The organism is Puniceicoccus vermicola (assembly GCF_014230055.1).
In the GTDB taxonomy this organism is placed as follows: Bacteria; Verrucomicrobiota; Verrucomicrobiia; order Opitutales; family Puniceicoccaceae; genus Puniceicoccus; species Puniceicoccus vermicola.
In genome coordinates, this window is record NZ_JACHVA010000141.1 from 34629 (window position 1) to 57157 (window position 22529).

Here is a 22529-nt window from a genome sequence, read left to right on the forward strand (position 1 = left end):
AGAGCACCCATTTCCCCGAGATTACCGGGAATTTCGGAGAAATTTCGGTGACATTCGAAAAAGGAAACAGGTTTTCCAGTTGAAATTAGAATTGGCTCCTAGTGTGCTATAGAGCACATGGCGCATTGAGCCAGAACCCTCTGAAATCGAAAATCTCCACCTCCGAATTCCCGGGACCTACCTACTATTATGAGAACTGAAATCCGAGACTTTTGCTCAACACTCTCCCAAACCCTAAAACCTTTTCAGGAGTCGGTCGATAAGGCCCTCCCGGAAATCCATCGTGCCGCTGAGCCCTTCGACCTCGGCGACCTCCTCAACGGTCTCAAAGCCGACCGCGAGGAAATGAAGAAGATCATTGAGCAAATCGAAAATGAGGAAGCCTACCTCCTGATCTTCGGACCGCTCAAAAGCGGAAAGTCGACGCTAATGAACGCCATCAGCGGCTCCTACGTGAGTGAGGTCTCAAGCCTCCCGGCCTACCCGTGCCTCGTCTACGTCCGCCACACCGAAACTCCCCAATACTCCCTTCGCCGTTACGATGGGACCACCACTTCCTTTCCGGACAATTCCACCCTGCAGCAGGTCGTTCGCGACGCCCATACCGATCTCGCCCGCGCCATCAAGGAAACGGAAGACCGCGGCGAAACCTTTGATCCGGAGGCTCATTTCAAACAGGCGATCCGTCGCGTCGACATCGGCCTGACCGCAACGGAACTCGACCAAGGAGCAGCCGTCCTGGTCGACACTCCTGGGCTCTTCGCCAAGATGAAGTTCGGATACGACCGCATGACCCGCGACTTCCGAGATCGCGCGGCCTGCGCGATCTTTGTCGTGAAAGCCGACAACCTCTACCTCGAACCGGTATTCGACGAGTTCAACGATCTCCTCTCGAACTTCAGCCGGATCTTCCTGGTGGTGAACACCGACCACTCCAAGAAGGATCTCGAGCCAGACGGACGCTTGCGCCCCAGCCTCGAAAGCACCGATCCGGACCGCGTCATCGAGACTTTCCGCTCACTGGCGGTCAACACCACCATTCGCCATGCCTTCGAGGAAGGCCGCCTTCAGGTTTATCCGATCGACCTCCTCCATTCCGCCCAGAAGGTCTTGAGCAAAGATTCCCTCTCCTCCGAAGAAATCGACGGAGGTCCCGGACACGAGCGCTTCCAGGCATTGAACGATGACCTCGAGGAATATCTCAACGGAAGCGGCTACGTTCGCGAATTTAAAACCGACACCTTCCGTCGTGTCGACCGGATGCAAGGAGGATTGGAAAACCATCTTGGTCCCCGGGCCGTCGACCAATTCCAAATCCTGAAGCAGAACGTCGAGAACCGCGTCCAAGCCGCAAACGATCAAGTCGCGGCGGTCGATATTCTTCGCGAGATCGATTGGAACGAGTCCTTCGCCGAAGCAATGCAGGAGCACGAGCAAGTCCTCAAATCGGATTCCGAACGCTACCTCAAACGCCTGACCACCCGCGTCTCCGACGTGATCGACGGATGGTTCGAATCCGACGAGAGCCTACTCCAACTCGAGAAAGATCGCCTCGAACCTCTTCTGGAACGCGAGGCTTCGACGATGATGGATGAGAGCCGTCAACGCATGCGCAGCCTTCTCTCCGAACCGAACGCAGGGGCAAAATTTTCTCCGGACGAAGTAAGCGCGCTGATGTCGCTGAAGATCGATCTGAACCGGCGTCTTCTCAGTGAAATGGAGGCCGCAGAGTCTCCGGGAGGGACACCACCCGCTTCGGTGAAGATCCCGCCGGAAGAAATTCCCGTCAATCGCGCATTTCTCGACTATCTCCTCCTCCGCACCAGAAAGCGCGTCCGCAAGGCTCTCTTCGGCAATCTCGAAACTCCGTCCAAACCGTTGGCACCCGAACAGAAAGAGAAGCGCCTCGGAGACGATAGCCGCCAATTCCTGTCCGACTATCTCAAGGAGCAGATGATCTCAAACCTAGTGGACCACCCGCGTCAGGCCGGTTTGGAATACCTGAAGTCCTTCGTGGGCCGTTTCCAAGCGATGTTGGAGGAACTTCTCGACGACCATCGCGAAAAGGCGCTCGAAGAACTCGAGGCCGCCCGCCGGGCGCAGCGTCAGCACGAAATCATCGAAAAGAACTGCACCCGTCTCCGAAACGACTTCGAGTCCCTCCGGAAAAAGCTCGATTCCATTCGCAACGAGTTCGCTCCTGCCCCGCTTGAAATCGAGGCAGACGAAGAGGAGGGTTCTTCCGAGGAAAAGGAAGAAGCTGTTTCGGAAGACGAATCCGACAACGAAACGGAAGAGAAGGAATCCTGAAACAATTACGACAGGCGAAGAGGCATCCAGCCTCTCGCCGACAAAAAAGGGGACAGAATCTGTCCCCTTTTTTTGTTAGCAGCTTTTCCGGCTGCACGCGAAAGATCGCTTAGAACGAGAACTCGTATTTCGCGAGACGGTTGCGAATCTCGTCGATTACCCGTTTCTCATTTTCCTCACCATGCGCTTCAAAAGTCACGGAGAAGCGGACATACGCCCCGACGTCATCCCAAGGCACGGTGCTGACCAACTCATTGCGGATCAGCCACTGGCTAAAGTCTTCACCCGTCGCAAACTCGATGGCATCCCCACCCGACTCGGGCTTCGCAGACTTCGGTGCCTTCACATAGAGGAAGAAACTACCCGATGGCTTCTTCGCATCGAAACCGGAGAAGCGGAGCGCTTCGACCAGTTTGCCCATACGACGAGAATACTTCGCAGAAATCTCCTGAGTAATCCAAGGACGGGACAAGGCAGCCTCACCAGCTTTCTGAATCGCCAGGAACTGTCCCGAGTCGGAATTATCTTTGACATGGCCGTAAGCCGAAACGATCAGAGGATTTCCGACGACGAAACCGATGCGCCAACCGGTCATATTGAAACCCTTTGAGAGCGAATGCAGCTCGATGGCCACATCCTTCCCTCCCGGGACCTGCAAAATCGATAGCGGCTCGCCTTCAAAAATGAGAGCCGCATAGGCTGCATCCTGAATGACGATGATCTCGTTCTTTTTCGCAAACTCGACTACCTCTTCAAAAAATTCCTTCGTCGCGGAAGCACCGGTCGGGTTGTTCGGATAGTTGAGGACCATCATCTTGGCCTTCTTGAGAACATCCGCAGGGACGGCCTTCAGGTCTGGCAAAAATCCATTCTCCTCCTTGAGCTCCATGTTGTAGACCTCGCCGCCGTAGTATTTGGCGTGAGTCCCCAAAACGGGATAACCGGGAGTCGTCATCAAAACCACGTCGCCGGGATTGATGAAGCAGGCGGGCAACATCGAGAGAGCGGTCTTTGAGCCGATCGAGTGCAGGATCTCGTTTTCCGTATCGAGACCGGTCACTCCGAAAACTTTTTCCATATAATGAGCGGCGACCTTTTTAAAGGACTCCGATCCATTGTCGGCATACCCCCGATTCTCGCTCAATGCGGCCTCGTGTTGCAGAGTCTGGACCACCTCCGGGTAGGCCATTTGGTCGGGCTCACCCACTCCCATATCAATGAGAGCCTTCTTGGGGTGCTCCTTCACCGCAGCACGCTTCGCCCGTTTAATCTTCTCGAACTTATAGATGGCAGTATCCTTGCCAAAGCTCTGACCCCCGATCCGATCGGAAAATTGCGACTGAATGAAAGATTCTTCCATGGTTTCAATTTTTTTAGCAAGAATCCAAACGAAGCAAGGAGGAATGAGAATATCCCCCAGTCCAAATCAATTTCTTTCCTCAAACCTTGAGGATTTCATTCCCGTCAATCTGTAAAGTAATTTTAGCCTGACTACTTTTACACTACCCAAACTCCTCACGAGAGTCGGACTCTCCTGACGGCAACATCCCCTCTTATAGGATCATAAATTAATCGTCATTTCGCCGGATACGGGCCTGCGCGCACGGTTTTGTTTGAAAAACTTACGAAATTCCCCTTTCTCTCAACAGCTTATGCAGGTCATCCGGTCCATTAACGAAATGCAATCGACTTCGATTTCCAATCGAAGCAAAGGCCAATTGATCGGTCTCGTTCCCACGATGGGAGCTCTTCACGAAGGCCATGCCAGCCTGATTGACACGGCAAAAGAAAAATCCGACATCACCATCGTTTCGATTTTTGTCAACCCGACCCAATTTGCGCCCAGTGAAGATTTCCAGCAGTATCCTCGCGAGTTGGAGCACGATCTGGCCCTCTGCGAAAAACATGGTGTCGACATCGTCTTCGCTCCCTCGGAGGAGGACATCTATCCGAAAAGCTACTCCACTTTCGTCGAAGAAAATGTAGTCAGCAAAGGTCTCTGCGGCATCTCCCGGCCAAATCATTTCCGCGGGGTCACCACGATCTGCGCCAAGCTTTTCAACATCGTCCGCCCGGATGTCGCTGTTTTCGGCCAAAAAGATGCCCAGCAGTGCGCCGTCATCCGGAAAATGATCGACGATCTCCAGATGCCGATCGAGTTGGCCATCTCACCGACGATCCGCGAAGAGGACGGTCTCGCCAAGAGCTCCCGCAATCAGTACCTCACGCCCGAGCAACGCAAGGATGCCGGATTGATTTTCAAAGCCCTGAGTGAAGGAAAGTCCCTCGCGGACAACGGAGTTCAAAGCGTGGATCGGATCATTGCCGAAGTCACCCACACCTTGGGAACGAGCCGACGACTCCGCATCATTTATGCCTCCATCGTCGATAAGATGATGATGCAGCCCGTCAAAGAGGTAAAGTCCGGGGAGTGTCTGATCGCTGTCGCCTGTTGGCTCGACCAAGTCCGACTCATCGACAATATTGAACTGTGATCTTCCCCTAGATCTCTACCCCTTCTCTACCTATTCTCTCTCCTAACATTGAAGACTTTCGAATTTGATGCCGTTGTCGTTGGCAGCGGAATAGCCGGTTTGAGTTTTGCACTCGGGCTCGCCTCACGAGGCCGCTCCGTCTGCATCGTCACCAAAAAAAATCGGGCGGAATCGAACACCAACTACGCTCAAGGCGGGATCGCCTGCGTAACCTCGAGCACCGACGATTTCCAGATGCACGTCGAAGACACCCTCGAGGCGGGGGATGGTCTCTGCAACCGTGAGGTCGTCAACCAGATCGTCCAAGAGGGTCCGGCACGCATCAAGGAGATGATCGAGATCGGGGTGGATTTCTCTCAACTTGAGGACGGACGGGTTTCTCTCGGCAAAGAAGGAGGGCACTCCAAGCGCCGTATTCTCCACGTAAAAGACGTCACTGGACGCGCCATCGAGCAAGCGCTGCTTCACGCGATCAACGAGCACCCCAACATCGAGGTGCGCGAGCACTGCATGGCGATCGACCTGATCACCACTCGGAAGCTCAAAAAGTTCGGATTCAACACGACCGATGAGGACAATCGGGTTGCCGGCATCTATTGCTTCAATGAAGCCGACCATTCTGTCTTCGCCCTCCGGACACCAGCCGTTCTCCTCGCCACAGGAGGGATCGGCCAAGTATACCAATTTACCACCAATCCGGACATCGCCACTGGTGACGGAGTCGCAATGGCCTACCGCGCCGGAGCCGAAATCCGCAATCTCGAGTTCGTCCAGTTTCACCCGACCGCCTTCTTCGCGCGCGACGGAAAACGCTTTCTCATCAGCGAAGCGGTCCGCGGCGAAGGCGCCATCCTCCGCAACAGTGACGGCGAACCCTTCATGGAGCGCTATCACCCACGCAAGGATCTCGCTCCACGCGATGTAGTCGCCCGTGCCATCGACTCCGAGATGAAACGTTCGGGGGCTGAGCACGTCTTCCTCGACATCACCTCCAAATCGAAGGAGGAGCTCGAAGAGCGCTTCCCCACCATTTACGCCCATTGCCGGGAGAACGGGATCCAGATTGAGAAAGAGCTGATCCCCGTAGTCCCCGCCGCCCACTACTTGTGCGGAGGAGTCGCTACCTCCCTCACGGCGGAAACATCGCTCAAGGGACTTTACGCTTGTGGCGAGGTAGCCTGCACTGGCCTCCACGGAGCCAATCGGCTCGCCAGCAACTCTCTCCTCGAGGCGCTCGTTCTCGCCCACAGGGGGGTCGAGTCCGTTGATCAGTTTTTATCCGATCATCCCGAGGAAATCCGTAACCTGCCGCCTTGGGTCGACGGGAACGTCAGCAACTCGGACGAGCGTGTCATTCTCTTCCACAACTGGAGCGAGCTCAAACGCACCCTGTGGGACTACGTCGGCATCGTCCGCACCACGAAACGACTCGAGCGCGCACGGGCCCGCATCCAGCTCCTTTCCCGCGAGATCAACGACTACTACTGGAACTTCCGGGTTGAACCGATGCTCCTCGAACTCCGCAACATGGTTCAGGTGGCCGACCTCATGGTCCAGTGCGCGCTCCAACGCAAAGAGAGCCGCGGACTCCACTACATTCTCGACTACCCTTCTCTTTCCCCGGAAGCCCTCGATACCAAGATCATTCGCTGATCGATCGGGTTACCAGTCAAGCCTCCACGATCGATCCCAGCAAACCTGGTTTGCGTGTCCTCAGAAAGTGCTCGCGCCGGATTTCTCCATGATCCAGTAGAGAATTTTCCGGAACGGAGACGAATCGCGATACTCACTGAACTTCGCACTGGTCACGAGATCTGAAGGAACCCCTTCCCGTCCACGTTGGAATCGATTCGTCCAAACAAAGTCGAAATAATCTCCCGCACTGATGAAGACCGGGCTCGTGGACGGGCCGGTAATGCTCACCGAGGTTTCCAGATTCAGATTGTCGAGATTCCTGCGAGTCCAGTTGGCCGATCCGAGAACCAGCGTATCCTGAACCTTCCCATATTGAAATAGAGCCATCTTGGAGTGGAACTGCTCGCCCTCCGTAAGATACCACCGGACTTCCACTCCTTGATTCACAAGCCACTCCGCCACCTGGCGGTTTGGGATCCCATTTTTCTCGCGGCCGAAAGCATCCTTATTGGGATCCATTAGCAAGCGCACCTTCGCCCCCCGCTGGACCGCCCGAGCCAGGGCCGCCCGAAGATCCATATCCGAAAAGTAGAAGAGAGCCAGGTCGGCCTGATCGGCCCGCTCCAGCCGATCAATTCGATCCAAAAGTTCCCGCTTGATCGCCTTTTCGGTCAAGATCACCGCCGAGAGACTGGTTTCATTCCCCGAGACTGGGCCGTATTCACGTTCTAAATATTTCTGGATCTTCTGAGGAAACTCATTTCCGGTCGTCATTCGATAAACCGCTTGCTCGGTTCGCAAGAGGTCGGCCGCAAGCGCCCCTTCAAAGGCGATCGCCACGTTTCCATGAAGTGCGCTGGCACTGTGGGGATTGCCCGAGGTCACAAAACCTTTCAAATTCCCTTCTCGGTCAGCGGTCACCAGCGTCTTGCGATGATTCGCCTTAAAATTCAGTAACTCCAACATCGCCGGCAAACCGATTTCCCCTTCACCAATCGGGTTGGAAATCAAATCGCCCTTCGGATCTCCCCACCATTGAAAAAGGGTTCGCCAGAAAGGAGAAAAGACCCGGTTGCTGTCCCTCAGTTGACGAATATCAGTCAACACTACCTCGATGCCGTTGCGCCCCAAAGTTTCAAAAAGAGGCTGCTCGACCGCCCCGTAAAGAGTATTCAGGGGATCCGAAATGAGGATGATCGGCATCTCCGGATTCTTCGTTCGAGCCTCGACCAATGCGTCGATCAACCCCTCCGAAAGAGACTCCACGTCCGCGCCTTCGGGAACCCCACCCGCGAACTCGTTGATCAGAAAGAAATCGGCAACAACAAATCCCTCGGCCTCACGGATCTGACGAAACAATTCCTCAAAAATCTCCTGCCGCATCCACCGTTCTCCGCCCTCCGTGCGAGCCGTCACATCGGAGTAGAATTGGATTTCCTCGGGCCCGAGGATTCGGTCGGTCCCCCGATAATCAAGACCATCCGGAAGAGGCTTCGCGATGTGATAAAATCCGAGAAGGCCCACGGTCAGGATAAAGATGAGAAAGAGAAGGAGCAAAAACCGCATCCCCCAAACCTTGAACGAGAAGGCTATTCGACTCCAGCCACAAACAGCATCAAGTAAATTGCCACAAGGATAAGGAGCGATCCCCCCAGGCGGGCCGCCAGAATCCATCGGGGCAGCTCGCCCTCTCGATTGCCAAACCAGAGCCCGATCGTCGAAACAAGAACCACCGCCCAGAGGCCACGACTAGAGTAGAGCGTATTGGTGACCGTGGGATCTTCGTAGGTCAATGCCACCCCGAGAAGCAACGCTTGCAACCCAAGAATCCCGGCTCCCCAGAGGACCCATGGCCAAGCTTTCCGCGAAACGGAACGAAGCGGAGCGTTGAAAAATGGAATAAGCCCCAAGGAGAAAATGCTCACCGAAACAAAGAGCACCATGACAAACGCCGGCCTTCCAAAATCGATGGACCATGCCGACACTAGATTGTCGCAGGTCGCGAAAAACATAGATGATAGGAGCGCCCAGCCGATCGCTGGCAAAACTCCTTTCCCCGCGGCAGCGGCATTACGTCCAATCCCGAGTAGAGCCACCGCGAAGCCTGCCAGAACCACAGCCATCCATCCGGCAAACGACAAATCGTGCCCGAAGAACAAGCTCGCGAGAATCGCGACAAAGATCACTTTTGTCCCCATCGTCGGGGTGACCACCGATACATCACCGACTCGAATCGCCACAAAGGTGAAGGTCTGCCCGAGAAAAAAGAATACCGCCGCGATCAATGGGAGATGGATACGGTCCCAATGGACTGGCTCGGTTTGAAACGGCAGCAGACCGAGAATCAGAATGCCCATCGCAAGATTTGAGAGGAACAGAGTCCGAATAAATCCGACACCCTCTTCAAATCCGCGCTTTAGGAACAGCGATGAAAGAGCGTACAGGAATGCCGACAAAAGCGGCAATAACAGAAGCGGATGCATCACTCTACCCTCTGAGATGGGAACCGAGAGCCCATCCGGAGAGAGCCGCTGCCTCAACCCTGGCTCCGCCAAAAGCATCCCCTGCGAGCCCGAGCGAAAATGACTCGTCCCAGAAGAAATCAGACTTCCAGAACGACAGAGGCACATTGAAACGCCAGCGATGGACGGCACCCGAAACGATTTTCGCACTCAAGTAGGGCTCCGCAGCCTGCTGCAAGAGAGGCAATCGCTCCTCATTCGGGACGTCCCAATACCTTCTGGCAAAATCCGGAGTGCTGTGCACGGTTACCGCCGACACATCTGGAGAAATGCCCTTGCGCGAATTGTCCCCAATCCAGACAAGACAGCCCTCCTGCAGCTTCATCGCTCCCGGCTCAGGGATCCCACTGGGCCCATCGAGAATCAACAAGCCCGAGAGACAGGGATCGTAGTCGATTCCACAGAGACCGTCCCAATCCTCCTGTGACAACGAAATCCCGGAACCCCGGAGAAGGTCGACCGATTGAGGAACTGGCGCCGTCAAAATCAGAATATCCGATTCGTAAATCTCGCCCGACTCGGAGTGAGCCCTCCACCCTTCCGTAGACCATTCTGTCCCAGTAAGGCGAACCGATCGATCCACATCGAGATCGGCAGCCAATGCTTTCGGGATATCCGTCATCCCCGAAACTCCACAATATCGAGGATGTTCCTCTGGAGAAGAATCCCAGGGTGCCCGTCGAAACCATTCCTGTATCGTACCGGACGCCTTCCATTTTTTGATCCAGCTCCCAAACTCCTCGGATCGCACGGTCACAAACTGGGCGCCGTGATCGAGTCGTGCGCCCTCCATCCGTCGGGTAGCCATCCGGCCGCCAAAGCCTCGCCCTTTCTCAACGATCTTCACCTTCGCACCGGATTGCTGCAATCGGGTCGCCACCATCAAGCCGGAGATTCCTGCCCCGACGACGAGAACGTTCTTTCCTTCTAAGCTCACCGGGTAGGTCTACTCCTACCCGAGGATCTCCGCAAGCGCTGGTCCCAATTTGGGGTGCCGGAATTCAAAAGAGTCCGCCTGAAGAACCGCCGGAGCCGCATCCACCCCTTCGTACAAAGTCGAGATCCCCATCTCACCGAAAGCCATCCGCACCATCACCTTCGGGACGGGCAAAACGGCGGGGCGGTCCAGCGCATCGGCCAGAGTTTTCACAAACTCCTCGTTGGTCACCGCGTCGGGAGCGACTAGATTCACCGCGCCTGAATAGGAGGACTGAAAAATCAGGTGGAGACAGATCCGTGTATAATCTTCGAGGGAAATCCAAGGGAACGGTTGCTCTCCTGAGCCGATACGCCCACCCACTCCGGACTTGAAGATCGGAAGCAGCTTCGCCAACGCTCCGCCCTCCGGGGAGAGGACGACTGCTGTCCGCAACCTGCATACGCGCGGGATGAATTCCTCGGCCTTTCGCGCCTCTCCCTCCCAGTGATGGCAGACCCGCGAAAGAAAGTCCGTGCCCTCCCCGGCGGACTCATCCAATTGGGCACCCATCGGTGTTGGTGGGTAGAAGTTGATTCCAGAAGCCGAGAGAAAAACCTTTGGAGGAGTGGGTAAATCCCGGAGGGCCCGAACCAGAAGACGAGTCGAGCGAACCCGGCTTGAATAGATGCGCTCCCGGACTTCACCGGTCCAACGCTGGGCAATCGGCTCACCGGCCAGATGAATGACCGCATCCGTTCCGGTGAGAGCATCTTCGTCGATTTTACCCTCATCCGGCTGCCAAAGAATCGTTCCTTCGTCACCGGAACGACTGATCACCCGGACCTCGTGCCCCGCTTTCTCCAGCGATTTCCGGACTGCGGATCCGATCATTCCCGTTCCGCCGGTGATTGCGATTTTCCAACTCTGATTCTCCTCTTCGGTCATATCCTTACATCTATCAAAAACCAATATTTCGCAATCGAAGCCTCAGGTTCGTCGACGATCCTCAATCCACTGGAGTGGATCCCCAAAGATTCTCAGCGCCTCGGCGTGAGCGTTCACACGCTTTTCCAAAGGAAACTCGCTAGGAGTCTCAAGCGTGTAGCTCATCGTCGTATGGTGTTGGAGCAAGTAGATCTGCTCAGGCCAAAGATCCCGGAGCTCGGGATTGCTAGGAGGGTGAATCAACCCGGGAGAGGTCGTAGGCCAACCATCAATTTCGCCACTCGCGTCGAGCCCGACCGTTCTCTCGATACTGAAAAGCAAGCCCTGACAAGGATTGGCATAGGCGCGGGGATTGTGCTCGTAAAGATAACCTCCTTGGGCTTCCCAATCTTCGTGCAGTCCGAGCGCAGCCTGAAACTTCCAACCCGAGCCGGCGAGGCAACGGCAATGCGCGACAGACTCAGCCGCTTGGAAAGCCTTGTAATCCCGATTGAGGTCGACACCGTCGGCCGTCTCACGAGTCCCGCGGACCAGGCCTGTAGGATTGAGGACGGGAAAGATCACCCACCCAAATTCGTCAGAGAACGCCCCGGACTCCAAAGCTTGAGCAATCGCCAATGGACCCGCCGGCTCGTCCCCATGCACCCCAGAGGACACGTAGAGAGATTTCTCAGCGTTCAAATTCCGCGTCAGGACTGGGAGAGAAAATCCCGAAACTTCTGCGAACATTTCCACCGAAAACCCCGCCGAAACGCCAAGATCGCGAATCCTTTCAAGATACTCCGGGACCGAAAACAAATCTCCCGGAGGCGATTGCTCCCGTCCCTTCTCCCGATTCAAGCTCACAAAGCCGCCGCACGAAGTGCCTGATCCAGATCCTCGATCAAATCCTCCGTCGCCTCAATTCCTGGGGAAAGACGAACCAACTCCGGCTTCAACCCCGCCGAATATTTCTCCTCTTCCTCCATCGACGAATGACTCATCGAAAAGGGGAGTTCGATCAAGGACTCAACTCCCCCAAGACTAACGGCCAATTGGAAAATCCGTACCGCTTTCACAAAGCGAATCGGATCCACCTTCTCGGTTTCCAGCTCAAAAGAAAGCATCCCTCCCGGCCCAGACTGCTGTCGCTCCACGACCTCCTTTTGAGGGAAATCGGGCAAACCGGGGAAATTGACAGAACGAATCTCTTCCCGCTCCGAAAGGAACTCCGCAATTTTGATCGCATTCTCCTGGTGAGCCTTCATCCGAGCCCCAAGGGTCTTCACCCCCCGCAGGACCAGCCAAGTATCGAAAGGCCCCTGTCCCAAACCCACAGACGCGATAATGTACTCGATCTCATCTGCGTAGGTCTCATCCCGACAAATCACAGCCCCCCCCATCACATCGCTATGACCGTTCAGGTATTTCGTCGTAGAATGAATAATGATATCCGCCCCCAATTCAAAGGGACGCTGGAAAACCGGTGTCAGAAAAGTGTTGTCCACCACCGAGATCAACCCCCGCTCGCGGGCAAAAGCCGTCATGACCGCGATGTCCACAACCCGCATCATCGGATTTGTCGGCGTCTCGATCCAAATCATCTTCGTCTCAGGACGAACGGCCGCCCGAACCGCTTCCTCATTTTCCATTTCAACCAGAGAAAACTGAATCTCAAATCGGCGCAAAACCCGTAGGAATAATCGAAGCGTCCCCGCATAAGCATCCCGCCCACAAACCACGTGGTCCCCAGATTTTAGAAGAAACAATACAGCCTGAATCGCAGCCATCCCACTCACGCAAGCCCAAGCCCGATGCCCACCTTCCAGACTCGCCAAATTCTGCTGCAAAGCCTCGCGGGTAGGATGATCCACCCGACCATAATTAAAATGGGGAGGCTCCCCGGGAGTCGGGAAGGAAAAGGTCGAAGACGGATAGATCGGCGTAGTAATGGAGCCGTGGGTGTCATCGTTATAAACCCCCGCGTGCACCGCCCGCGTGTCCAAATGCTGTTTTCGGTCACTCATTAACCCCTCTTCTAGGCGCTAGAACCCCCTCCTGACCAGCGGAATAACCAAGATCTTCATCCAACTGAGTATTTTTGTCTGACTAAAATTACTTGACATCCAATCCATCTTCCGAGAGGATCTGTTTAAATGAAGCCGATACGCCTAAAATCGGAAAAACAAACTTCCTACTACCACTTGATGAGTCGTACGGTAAATGGGGAGGCCTTGTTTGGGTCGAGAGAAAGGGAAATCCTTCGAAAGATGATTTGGCAAGTGGCTGAATTTTCGGGGATCCGGGTGATTACTTATGCGGTGATGAAAAATCATTTTCATCTCTTGGTGGAGGCGCCCCCTAAATCTACTGAAATTTCGGATAAGGAGTTGGTTCGGCGGTTTCGCGTGCTCTACCCTGAGCCGACTCCCTGGCAGCCGATGCGGGCAGAGGTATTGGAGTGGCATTTACAGAATCAGACTCCAGAAAGTGAGGCTTTGCGGCTTTCGCTCACCCATCGGATGCACGATATCTCCCTGCTTATGAAGACGTTAAAACAGCGATTCACCCGATGGTTCAATCAATCGCGGGATCGTTTTGGCCCTCTTTGGTCGGAGCGTTTTAAGAGTGTATTGGTCGAGGGAAATCACTGGGCCTTGCGCACGGTTGCGGCCTATATCGACCTTAACGCAGTTCGATCGGGATTGGTCGAGGATCCGAAGGATTATCGTTTCTGTGGATATGCGGAGGCTCTGGGAGGGAGCAAACTGGCACGTAGAGGGTTGGCGCTTGTCGATCCGGATTTGGCGGGATATCGACAGACCCTCTATGGAGCCGGGGCGGGACCCAAAGATGGGAAGATCTCGTTCAACCGCGAGGAAGCTCTGCGAGTCTTGAATGAAACGCGTGGGGAACTGCCGCTCGCAACCATATTACGATGCAGAATTCGTTATTTCAGCGATGGCGTTGTTCTGGGATCCAAGGAATTCGTCGAGGCTCAGATTCGTGCCCGAGGGAAGGAGAGAAAGCATCCCGCCGTTCCGAAAGCCATGAGAGGCGCTCAGTGGCGAGGTCTTTCGGTTGCGCAAGGACTTCACAAAAATCTTTTCCAGTAGAATCTCCACGAACCGATTGGGGCTCTGGACAATCGACGATCGAAAGGCTACGTTTTGGCCTTCTTCGCATGCTCCGCCTTGTCTCATTCCTCTCTAGTATACTGATTCTATTGGTCGGCGGGGGCTGTGCCTCGAATCCACGCCCGCTCGCCCAAGAGGCTGCCGAGAAACGGATTCCGGGATTGGCCGAAGAATCTGATTCGAGTGAAATCATCACCGACTACTCCGAAATGTGGGTAGTGGACTTCGGGGATCCTCGACTCGAAAGACTCATCGCGACCACCTTGGAGGAAAATCCTGACGCCGAAGCCGCCGCGGCTCAACTGCGCGCGGCGGTCGCCACGAGCCGAATCGTCGGTGCCGATCGGCTACCCCAAATTTCCGCGCAAGCCACCGGAGCCCGAGCTCGAACAGTCAATCAGGTGACCTACCCCGGGATTGGCGAGAGCGTCGTTTCCCAAACCTCCAGTCGCTACGAGTTGGGGCTCAACCTATCGTGGGAAGTCGATCTCTGGGGACGAATCGCCGACGCCCGCCAAGCTGCGATTTTTGATCAAGAGGCTTCGGCGGCCCAATATGCAGCGACCCGCCTCGCGCTCTCCACCTCTGTCGCTCGCGCCTGGTTCCAAGCGACGGCCCTCACCCTCCAGCAAAAGATTGCCAGAAAGCAGCTAGAGGTCTCTGAAAAGAGCCTACGCGCTACCGAGGCCCGGGTGAATCGCGGCCTTCTCGGAAGCCTTGAGCTCAGCTTGGCGCGATCCCAAGTCGAAAGCTCCCGCGCCACCCTACAGTCCCGGATACGGGAAAAGCGCAATGCCTACCGACTCGTCCAAGCCCTGTCAGGAGCCTTCCCCGACGGAGAATTTACTCCATCGGAAGATTTACCCATTCTCCAGACCCCGCCCCCCTCATCGCTTCCCGCAGAAATCCTTGCCCGCCGCCCCGACCTGATCGCCGCAAGTCTACAAATCTCGGCCGCGGACTCTCGCGTGAGCGAGGCCGAAAAGAGTCTGATCCCCAGCATTTCTCTTTCCGGCAGCTACGGCACGGCCAGCAACGAGCTCTCCGACTTGCTCGACAGCAATTTCACCGTGTGGAATCTTGCGGGAAATCTCCTCCAGCCCATCTTTCAGGGCGGACGTCTCCGGGCCGAAGTCGAACGCCGCGAAGCTGTTCTTGCCGCCGCAATCGCCGACTTCGAGTCCACCCTCTTGACCGCTTTCCGCGAGGTCGAAGACACCCTCGACAGTGACGCCTATCTCCGCACCGCCGCCGGACAAGCGCAACAAGCGGCAGTCCTCGCGCAGGAAGCCGCGTCTGTCGGATTCGACCGTTACGAACGGGGCCTCATCGAGCTCCTCGACGTCCTCGAACTCCAGAACCGCGCCTTCGAAGCCTACAACATTGCCGTCGACCTCCGACTCGCCGCCCTTCTCAACCGCATCGATCTCTACGCAGCCCTCGGTGGAGGGTTCGAACCCGCCGTGGAACCCATTCCAACTCTTTCTCAAAAATGAAGAAAGCCCTTCTCACTTTCCTCGTTCTCTTCGCCGCCACCGGTGTGGCGGCACTCATGATTTGGTCAAAGCCAAAGCCCGCTTCGCGTCCATCCGAGGTCATTGCGACCCCGATCGAAATTCTGGTGGTGAAAGGCTCCGAGACGACACTCACCGTCAACGCTCAGGGGACGGTTTCGCCGCAACTGAAGGCCACCCTCGCGGCCGAAGTAGGCGGCCTCATCACGAGCGTCTCCGAACGGTTTGACACCGGAAAATTCGTAGAGAAAGGAGAAGTCCTCCTAACCCTTGATCCCACTGATTACGAAGCGGCTGTCTCAGAATCGAAAGCGAACCTGCGATCAGCGCAGACCACTCTGGTCCAGGCCCAAGCCGACGCGGATCAGGCGATTCGCGACTTGGAGGAGGTTGGCGTCACCGATCCATCTCCGCTGGCCCGCCGGGAGCCCCAACTCGAACAGGCTCGGCTCCGGGTGGATTCAGCCGAGGCCGCCCTCGCGCTTGCCGAGAAAAACCTCGCCCGGACAAAAATTCGAGCTCCCTTCAACGGACAGCTCGTGGAAACACTGGTCAATGTCGGAGACGTTCTTTCCAACCGGGGAACCCCCGTCGCCACCTTATACGGAACGGAATTCGCCGAAGTTCACCTCCCCCTCGCACGCGCCGACATTCTTCACCTCTCTCTCCCCGATGGACCCGAGGAAATTGCCGACGACCCCGAAACCAAACCGCGAGTCACCCTGAGCCTCGGAGAAGGATCCGGATCAACAACAGTCTCCGGATGGATCGATCGACTGGCCGGAACGACCGATCCAGTCACCCGTCTTCGCGATGCAATCGCGCTTTTCGAAGACCCCCTCGACCTTCAAGGATCGGGCGAGAAGTCCGTCCCCTTCGGCTCGTTTGTCTCGGCTGAAATCGAAGGGATCACCCTCGACCCCGCCTACCGTCTTCCGATTGCGGCCCTCGTCGGCCAGGACCGCGTCCGCATCGTATATGAGAACGACCAACTCCGCGAGCAAACCGTGACCGTCGTGCAAATCACCTCCGACGATTTCATCGCGACCGAGGGCCTCACGGACGGAGACCGCGTGAGCTTGACCCCTCTGAACATCTACGCACCGGGAATGCTCGTCCGGCCAGTCAATTCGAATTCTGAAGAAACCGAGTCTTCTCAGCCCGCGGAAACCGATCCCTCCTCCGATTCATGATCGCCTGGTTTGCTAAAAACGGAGTCGCCGCCAACCTACTGGCGATCATCTTCTGTGTCGGCGGGATTTTCGTTGCCCTTAGCATAAAGCTCGAGCTCTTCCCTCAATTCACCCTCGACACCGTCGTGATATCTGTCCCCTATCCCGGCGCAGCTCCGGAGGACGTCGAGGAAGGGATCTGTCTCCGCATCGAAGAGGAAATCCAAGACCTTCAAGGAATTGATAAAGTCACATCGACTGCAGCAGAGGGCATGGGAGTAGTGGTCGCTGAGGTGCAACGGGGCTACTCGACCGAACGCCTCCTCGACCGCATCAAAACCCGAGTTGACGCTATCGACAACTTCCCCGAGGAGGCTGAGGAGCCGGTCATTGAGCAACCTGATATCGAGCGAGACACCATCACCATTGCCATTTACGGGGACCTGAGCGAGAAGAGCCTCAAAGCTCTCGGTGAACGCGTGCGCGACGAGATCACTCTCCTTCCCGGAGTCTCCTCCGCTGAGGTCACTGGCGTCCGGGATTTCGAAATTTCGATCGAATTGAGTGAGGCCCGACTCCGCGAATTTGGACTCACCTTCGCGGACGTCTCCGCGATCCTCCGAAGTTCCTCTCTCGATCTTCCCGGCGGCTCCATCCGCGCGGAACAAGGCCAGATCCTCCTCCGCTCCAACACCCTGGCCAAAGACGATAAGGCCATCGGCGACATCATCCTCCTCTCGCAACCTGACGGGGGAATCGTCCGGGTCCGCGACGTTGCGACGCTCGTGGATGGGTTCACGATCGACCCCTTGCTGACCCGGTTCAATGGGAAGCGCGCCGCCATGGTCCGCGTCTTCGAAGTCGGAGACCAGAACCCGCTCAACATCAGCCGTCAGATTCGCGACTATGTCGCTGCCGAAAAACTACAACTCCCCGAAGGCGTGGAAATTGACGTCTGGCGTGATTTCTCCATTTATCTCCGGGATCGCCTCAATCTCCTGATCAACAACGGTGTCATCGGGTTCCTCCTGGTTCTGGCCGTCCTCGCGCTCTTTCTCCGTCCCCTCCTCGCTCTCTTTGTCAGCATCGGAATTCCCATCTCGTTCCTGGCAACCATCCTCATCATGCCCTCGCTCGGGTTGACGATCAACCTAGTGACCCTCTTTGGCTTCATTCTGGTCCTGGGGATTGTCGTGGATGATGCCATCGTCGTCGGCGAAAGCGTCTTCTCGGATTTCCAAAAGAATGGTCCTGGCGTCGACAGCGCAATTCGGGGGACCCACCGCGTGTCGATCCCCGTCACCTTTGCGGTTCTGACGACCGTTGTCGCCTTCTGCCCGATCTTTCTTGTCCCCGGAACCATGGGCAAACTCTTCTACGGAATCCCGGCGGTGGTGATTCCGACCCTGCTTTTTTCGCTCGTGCAGAGCAAACTGGTCCTCCCCTATCACCTGAGTCTCTGCCGCGTCGGTCAGCGCGAGCGCAAAGAAATCGGCCGCCTCCGCAAAGTTCAGCTCCTCATTGCCGACAGCCTGGAGAGGTTCATCGACAATGTCTATCGCCCTCTCCTAAAAGTCGCCCTTTCCTGGCGGTATCTAACCACCGCGATATTCATAGCCACCCTCCTCTTTACCGTCGGACTTCTCGGCAGCGGATGGGTTCGCTCCATCTTTCTCGCCCCCGTTCCCTCCGACTACATCGTCGCGCTGATGAACATGCCGGACGGGGCACCCTACACGATGACGGAAGCCAACGTCGCCCGTCTGAATAAAGCCCTCGAGGAGGTTCGCGAGGAATTGAAAGAGGAAGGACTCCGCGACCCGATTCGTCACCTCTCCATCACCCGGGGCGGAGCCCAATTCCAGGGCGGAGGTCCCGGGGGCAGCGGTTCGCGCACGAACAAAATCGGGCAAGGAGAAATTGCCCTCGAGCTCGTCGATCCAGAAATTCGCGACATCTCAGCCCCCGACCTCGCCGACCGCTGGCGCCAGAAAGTTGGCCAGCTTCCGGGGATCCGAGACCTCACCTTCCAAGCCGAAGCCGCCAATCCCGCGGGCTTCGCGATCAACATTCAACTCACCGGAAATCGCTTCGAAGACTTGGAGGCGGTCGGCAACCGAATCAAAGAAGACCTGAACTCCTATGCCGGAGTCTTCGACGTCCGGGATTCTTACGAGAAGGGTAAGGACGAAATAAATTTAAAGATCCTCCCCTCGGCTCGAGCCGCCGGCTTCACCCAAGCCGATCTCGCCCGACAGGTCCGTGGGGCCTTTTACGGGGATGAAGTTCAACGTATCCAGCGAGGCCGTGATGAAATCAAGATCATGGTCCGCCTGCCCGAAGGATCGCGGGATCAACTCTCTTCTCTGCAAAATATGTGGATCCGAAACGCCCAAGGCGATCCAATGCCACTGCGCAACGCAGTAGATTTGGAGATGGGCAAAGGATTTTCCGAAATCACCCGTATCGACCGACGCCGTGCCGTCAACGTCTACGCGGACGCCGATGATGCGATTACCAACGTGAACGACGTAATCAAAGACCTTCAGGAAAAAACCTTTCCCGAGCTCGAAAAGAACTTTCCGACTGTAAACATATCGATCGAAGGGGAAAACCGGGAACAGAAGGAAATCCAACTCAAGATGGCCGAAGGGGGCGCCCTGGCTGCGTTGATCATCTACGCGCTCCTTGCCGTCCCCTTCCGCTCCTACGCGCAGCCCCTGATCGTCATGTCTGTCATTCCATTCGGCATCGTGGGAGCGATCGGAGGACATTGGATTACGGGTCAGGATTTCAGCGTTCTCTCGCTCTTGGGCTTGGTGGCCCTCTCCGGGGTAGTCGTCAACGACAGCCTCGTCTTAGTGGATTTCATCAACCAGCAAGTCCGCGAAGGGCAACCTCTCCTCAAAGCGGTCCGTGAATCCGGCGCTCAACGATTCCGTCCCGTGCTGCTCACTTCCCTGACCACCTTCGTGGGACTCATTCCCATCCTTCTCGAAACGAACCTACAGGCGCAGTTCCTGATTCCCATGGCGACCTCTCTCGCCTTCGGCATCCTCTACGCCACCTTCATCACCCTCTTCCTTGTCCCCTCCGCATATCTGATCCTCGAAGACATCAAGGACCTGTTTCGACGCGAGAATGAGGTGGCAGGATAGGTCGAGGGTAGACCGGTTTGATCGACGAGTGCTTCACGGGCTGTGCGTAGAAATGGCTATCGCCATTCCTCTCCATAGCGAAACGAAATAGATGAGGTCCAGCGACAGATCCAAAGTGGGGAGGATGCTTCAGCACCTCCCGTCACACTTCCGCGCAACCCGAAGAAATGGCTATCGCCATTCCTCTCCAGAACGAAACGAAATAGACGAGGTCCTGTGGCAGATCCAAAGTGGGGAGGATGCTTCAGCGCCTCCCGTCGCACTTCCGCGCAACCCGAAGAAATGGCTATCGCCATTCCTCTCCAGAACGAAGCGAGATAGACGAGGTCCTGCGGCAGATCCAGAGTGGCGATGATGCTTTAGCACCTCCCGACGCATTTCCGCGCAACCTGTAGAAATAGCTATCGCCATTCCTCTCCGAGCAAAAAAGAGACCCCGCTTCGATCAACGAAGCGAGGTCTCGCAAAAATAAAAACTGCCTGAGAATTTTTAGTCGCGGCCGTGGCGGGCGACAGAGATCGCAGCAGTGGCAGCTTCTTCCTTTTCTTGGTCACTTGCACCTTCGGAAAGACCGAAGAAAGCGCCAAGGGGAAGCTTGAGGATATCGGAGAGGAGGAGTAGCTCCGCATCGTTAACACGGCGGATTCCGGCTTCAATCTTGGACAGACCGGCGCGGGAAAGATCCCAGCCCCTAGCTGCACACTCTGAAGCGAGTCCTTGTTGGGTGGAGCCACGCTCCATGCGCATCCTGCGCAGATTTCCTCCGATTAGGTTCTTTTTTTCTGATGGTTCCAATGTTCTTCCTGGTTGAATTCAAATCCCCCTGAGTGGGGGATTCCCCCATAACATCCACAGAATTGCTCCGATGTCCAATTATTTCTAACTAAATACGGAGCTTATTTTGGGTAAATTCCCCATTTAGTTGCAAATCAATAGCTTCCAGAGCCGCTCCGCATGTAGCTATCTGCCTGTAAAGTTAATATAAAAACGAACTTCTTTATCCTAAACAGATTCCAGAGCATTTCAATCGGAATGATCCCAAAATGGAACAAACCTCAAAATCCAGCAACTGTGCCTCTCTCGACTTCAAGGCTTCTAAATTCCAATGGCGTTAAAGTGAGACAAATTCCCAAGGGAAAGGGAGAATGTTATTCCGAAACGCCCCGGCAAAGTCAGAACTCAGAGGCGTCGATTCTTAAGAGTGTCTCTTCGCCTACATTCACCATTTCCCAAAAATCTTTCTCCGAGCTTACTCTCCGCAATCAGAACGGAACGATGTCAACGGATCCCACCCGGCTGGCTGTCATCCAAAAATTCAAAATGTCGGCTCCAGGAGGGTCTGATCCAAAAATCGAGTTCTTCTCATTTTCTATACTCACCGAGCAGATCTTAAAAATTAAACGAATTCCGCAACTCACTATGGGAACATCCCCCACAAAACCTGGAAAAGGACAAATTTTCGCCCACTCATCTTTGTCAAAACTTTATAAATACCACTACTGTCCAGTTAGGAAGTCGTTGAAGTTGAGTTGGTTAGATAATTGAGTTTCGTCAAAATTTGTGAAGGATTCTGTAAATAGCTGATTGATATGAACTTTCTGAAAAGCGTTAACACTCAGAACTTGCAGAATCCGGGTCAAACTGTGGTCGAGGCAGAGAGTCTTTTTGAGACTGGCGACGAGAAGATAGGTGCAGATGGCGATCCAAATTTGGGTTCTGACGGCATTGTCCGAGGTTCCGAAGAAGGACTTGATCCGCAGGTTCTGTTTGATCCATTTGAAGAAAAGTTCGATCTGCCAGCGGCTCTTGTAGACCAAGGCGACGGTCAATGCTGGGATGGAAAAATTGTTGGAAAGGAATACCAAGTCCTTGCCAGTCTCCTCGTCGAAGAAACGAACTCGACGCAAAGCAATGGGATATCGTTCCTTGGACAGGGCTCCGCTCAGACCGATTGTTTGATCGCTGCGCAGACCTGTGATTTTGGCAACTCTGCGGGACTCCCGGACATAGCAGTCGAGGTTGCGTTTGGCACGGATAACGAAGAACGCTCCGGCCTGGCTGAGGCCGAAGAGTCGACCGAAGTCGAGGTATCCACGATCCATTACATAGATCGTTCCGGGAGAGACTGGCATTCGGTCGAGGAAAGACACATCGTGTTCCCGTCCCTTCGTAACGTCGATGAACAGCGGGATAGAGCCTTGAAGTTCGAACTGCGTGTGGATCTTTACCGCCGCTTTCGTGGAACGAAAGTCCGCCCAAGGGAAGAGAGTCAGGCAAAGATCGATGGTGCTCGAATCGACCGCGACGACCATGCCATCGAGACCCATCGGGTTCGTCTCGCCTGCCTAAAGTCTCCGCGTCCTTCGAATGAGGATATGAGCCATGGCTTCGTAGACGCGCCAGTCCCTCCATTGGTTGGCATATGCCAAATTGGTGCGGGTAATGTTGCCGCGAAACCCCATCGCGTAAGCGTTTTGATTCCCGCGCAAACAAGCCTCGATCTCGCGCAACCCCTCCCGGTAAGTCAACTGGGCAAAGACCATGGCAAGGAATTGGTCGCGTGCGGTAAATCCGCGACTGCTCTTGGGCATCGGGTAAAGCTTGATGCATCGGTCGAACTCCTTCCGGTCCAAGCCATCGGTAATCTGAGTAAAAACGAGCCTGCCAGCGTTCATCCGTTATTGAGAACGAATGCGACGGAAGGTCGCCAGCCGATTCAAATGCGTGACAACCTTTATCCTGT

At 55.4% G+C, this 22529-nt stretch carries 15 protein-coding genes and 1 pseudogene; 7 read left to right on the forward strand and 9 right to left on the reverse strand.

Annotated elements, in window-relative coordinates; genetic code table 11:
- The first annotated feature begins 189 nt into the window (after positions 1-189).
- Positions 190-2310, forward strand: a complete 2121-nt coding sequence (locus H5P30_RS21070) for a dynamin family protein (RefSeq protein WP_185694896.1) — start codon at positions 190-192, stop codon at positions 2308-2310.
- A gap of 109 nt (positions 2311-2419) precedes the next feature.
- On the opposite strand, the gene H5P30_RS21075 is transcribed toward H5P30_RS21070, so the two are convergent.
- A complete protein-coding gene (locus H5P30_RS21075) occupies positions 2420-3670 on the reverse strand; it encodes an LL-diaminopimelate aminotransferase (protein WP_185694897.1) in 1251 nt (416 codons plus the stop codon).
- 292 nt (positions 3671-3962) lie between these two features.
- Between H5P30_RS21075 and panC the strand changes: the two genes are divergently transcribed.
- Together panC and nadB are read left to right on the forward strand one after the other, a co-directional pair.
- Entirely contained in the window at positions 3963-4805 is an 843-nt protein-coding gene (gene panC, locus H5P30_RS21080) for a pantoate--beta-alanine ligase (RefSeq protein WP_185694898.1), read from the forward strand.
- A gap of 48 nt (positions 4806-4853) precedes the next feature.
- Entirely contained in the window at positions 4854-6458 is a 1605-nt protein-coding gene (nadB, locus tag H5P30_RS21085) for an L-aspartate oxidase (protein ID WP_185694899.1), read from the forward strand.
- A 60-nt stretch (positions 6459-6518) separates the two neighbouring features.
- Here the strand turns inward: nadB and H5P30_RS21090 are convergent, their stop codons facing one another.
- The 6 genes from H5P30_RS21090 to H5P30_RS21115 all read right to left on the reverse strand — a co-directional run bounded on the left by H5P30_RS21090 (position 6519) and on the right by H5P30_RS21115 (position 12832).
- The gene (locus H5P30_RS21090) at positions 6519-8006 is read right to left on the reverse strand and encodes a phospholipase D-like domain-containing protein (RefSeq protein WP_185694900.1); all 1488 of its coding nucleotides are present in this window, start codon (positions 8004-8006) and stop codon (positions 6519-6521) included.
- A gap of 23 nt (positions 8007-8029) precedes the next feature.
- Complete coding sequence (locus tag H5P30_RS21095; RefSeq protein ID WP_185694901.1) at positions 8030-8923, reverse strand: DMT family transporter; 894 nt, start codon at positions 8921-8923, stop codon at positions 8030-8032.
- A gap of 4 nt (positions 8924-8927) precedes the next feature.
- On the reverse strand, positions 8928-9899 hold the full coding sequence (locus tag H5P30_RS21100; RefSeq protein ID WP_185694902.1) for an FAD-dependent oxidoreductase: 972 nt from the start codon (positions 9897-9899) through the stop codon (positions 8928-8930).
- 15 nt (positions 9900-9914) lie between these two features.
- Positions 9915-10826: a TIGR01777 family oxidoreductase gene (locus H5P30_RS21105; RefSeq protein WP_185694903.1), complete on the reverse strand. Its 912-nt coding sequence runs from the start codon at positions 10824-10826 to the stop codon at positions 9915-9917.
- Positions 10827-10868: 42 nt separating this feature from the next.
- Positions 10869-11555, reverse strand: coding sequence for a M14 family metallopeptidase (locus tag H5P30_RS21110; RefSeq protein WP_185694904.1), 687 nt, complete (start codon positions 11553-11555; stop codon positions 10869-10871).
- A 113-nt stretch (positions 11556-11668) separates the two neighbouring features.
- Complete coding sequence (locus tag H5P30_RS21115) at positions 11669-12832, reverse strand: trans-sulfuration enzyme family protein (protein WP_185694905.1); 1164 nt, start codon at positions 12830-12832, stop codon at positions 11669-11671.
- Positions 12833-12961: 129 nt separating this feature from the next.
- Here H5P30_RS21115 and H5P30_RS21120 point away from each other — a divergent pair, with 129 nt between their 5' ends.
- The 4 genes from H5P30_RS21120 to H5P30_RS21135 all read left to right on the forward strand — a co-directional run bounded on the left by H5P30_RS21120 (position 12962) and on the right by H5P30_RS21135 (position 19786).
- On the forward strand, positions 12962-13921 hold the full coding sequence (locus tag H5P30_RS21120) for a transposase (protein ID WP_185694906.1): 960 nt from the start codon (positions 12962-12964) through the stop codon (positions 13919-13921).
- 68 nt (positions 13922-13989) lie between these two features.
- On the forward strand, positions 13990-15438 hold the full coding sequence (locus H5P30_RS21125; RefSeq protein ID WP_185694907.1) for an efflux transporter outer membrane subunit: 1449 nt from the start codon (positions 13990-13992) through the stop codon (positions 15436-15438).
- On the forward strand, positions 15435-16649 hold the full coding sequence (locus H5P30_RS21130) for an efflux RND transporter periplasmic adaptor subunit (protein WP_185694908.1): 1215 nt from the start codon (positions 15435-15437) through the stop codon (positions 16647-16649). Before H5P30_RS21125 ends, H5P30_RS21130 begins: the two co-directional genes overlap by 4 nt.
- Entirely contained in the window at positions 16646-19786 is a 3141-nt protein-coding gene (locus H5P30_RS21135) for an efflux RND transporter permease subunit (RefSeq protein WP_185694909.1), read from the forward strand. Before H5P30_RS21130 ends, H5P30_RS21135 begins: the two co-directional genes overlap by 4 nt.
- Before the next feature lie 489 nt (positions 19787-20275).
- Here the strand turns inward: H5P30_RS21135 and H5P30_RS21140 are convergent, their stop codons facing one another.
- Positions 20276-20581 (reverse strand): helix-turn-helix domain-containing protein, encoded by a 306-nt coding sequence (locus tag H5P30_RS21140; RefSeq protein WP_221774430.1) that lies wholly within the window; start codon positions 20579-20581, stop codon positions 20276-20278.
- 701 nt (positions 20582-21282) lie between these two features.
- Positions 21283-22461: pseudogene (locus H5P30_RS21145) on the reverse strand (IS4 family transposase).
- Between the last annotated feature and the right edge of the window lie 68 nt (positions 22462-22529).

What these genes read in the sequence shown, in the direction of transcription:
- H5P30_RS21120 (WP_185694906.1), top strand. Translation starts at nt 12,962, where the DNA reads ATGAAGCCGATACGCCTAAAATCGGAAAAACAAACTTCCTACTACCAC.
- H5P30_RS21125 (WP_185694907.1), top strand. Translation starts at nt 13,990, where the DNA reads ATGCTCCGCCTTGTCTCATTCCTCTCTAGTATACTGATTCTATTGGTC.
- H5P30_RS21130 (WP_185694908.1), top strand. Translation starts at nt 15,435, where the DNA reads ATGAAGAAAGCCCTTCTCACTTTCCTCGTTCTCTTCGCCGCCACCGGT.
- H5P30_RS21075 (WP_185694897.1), bottom strand. Translation starts at nt 3,670, where the DNA reads ATGGAAGAATCTTTCATTCAGTCGCAATTTTCCGATCGGATCGGGGGT.
- H5P30_RS21110 (WP_185694904.1), bottom strand. Translation starts at nt 11,555, where the DNA reads ATGTTCGCAGAAGTTTCGGGATTTTCTCTCCCAGTCCTGACGCGGAAT.
- H5P30_RS21135 (WP_185694909.1), top strand. Translation starts at nt 16,646, where the DNA reads ATGATCGCCTGGTTTGCTAAAAACGGAGTCGCCGCCAACCTACTGGCG.
- H5P30_RS21095 (WP_185694901.1), bottom strand. Translation starts at nt 8,923, where the DNA reads ATGCATCCGCTTCTGTTATTGCCGCTTTTGTCGGCATTCCTGTACGCT.
- H5P30_RS21090 (WP_185694900.1), bottom strand. Translation starts at nt 8,006, where the DNA reads ATGCGGTTTTTGCTCCTTCTCTTTCTCATCTTTATCCTGACCGTGGGC.
- H5P30_RS21105 (WP_185694903.1), bottom strand. Translation starts at nt 10,826, where the DNA reads ATGACCGAAGAGGAGAATCAGAGTTGGAAAATCGCAATCACCGGCGGA.
- H5P30_RS21070 (WP_185694896.1), top strand. Translation starts at nt 190, where the DNA reads ATGAGAACTGAAATCCGAGACTTTTGCTCAACACTCTCCCAAACCCTA.
- panC (WP_185694898.1), top strand. Translation starts at nt 3,963, where the DNA reads ATGCAGGTCATCCGGTCCATTAACGAAATGCAATCGACTTCGATTTCC.
- H5P30_RS21115 (WP_185694905.1), bottom strand. Translation starts at nt 12,832, where the DNA reads ATGAGTGACCGAAAACAGCATTTGGACACGCGGGCGGTGCACGCGGGG.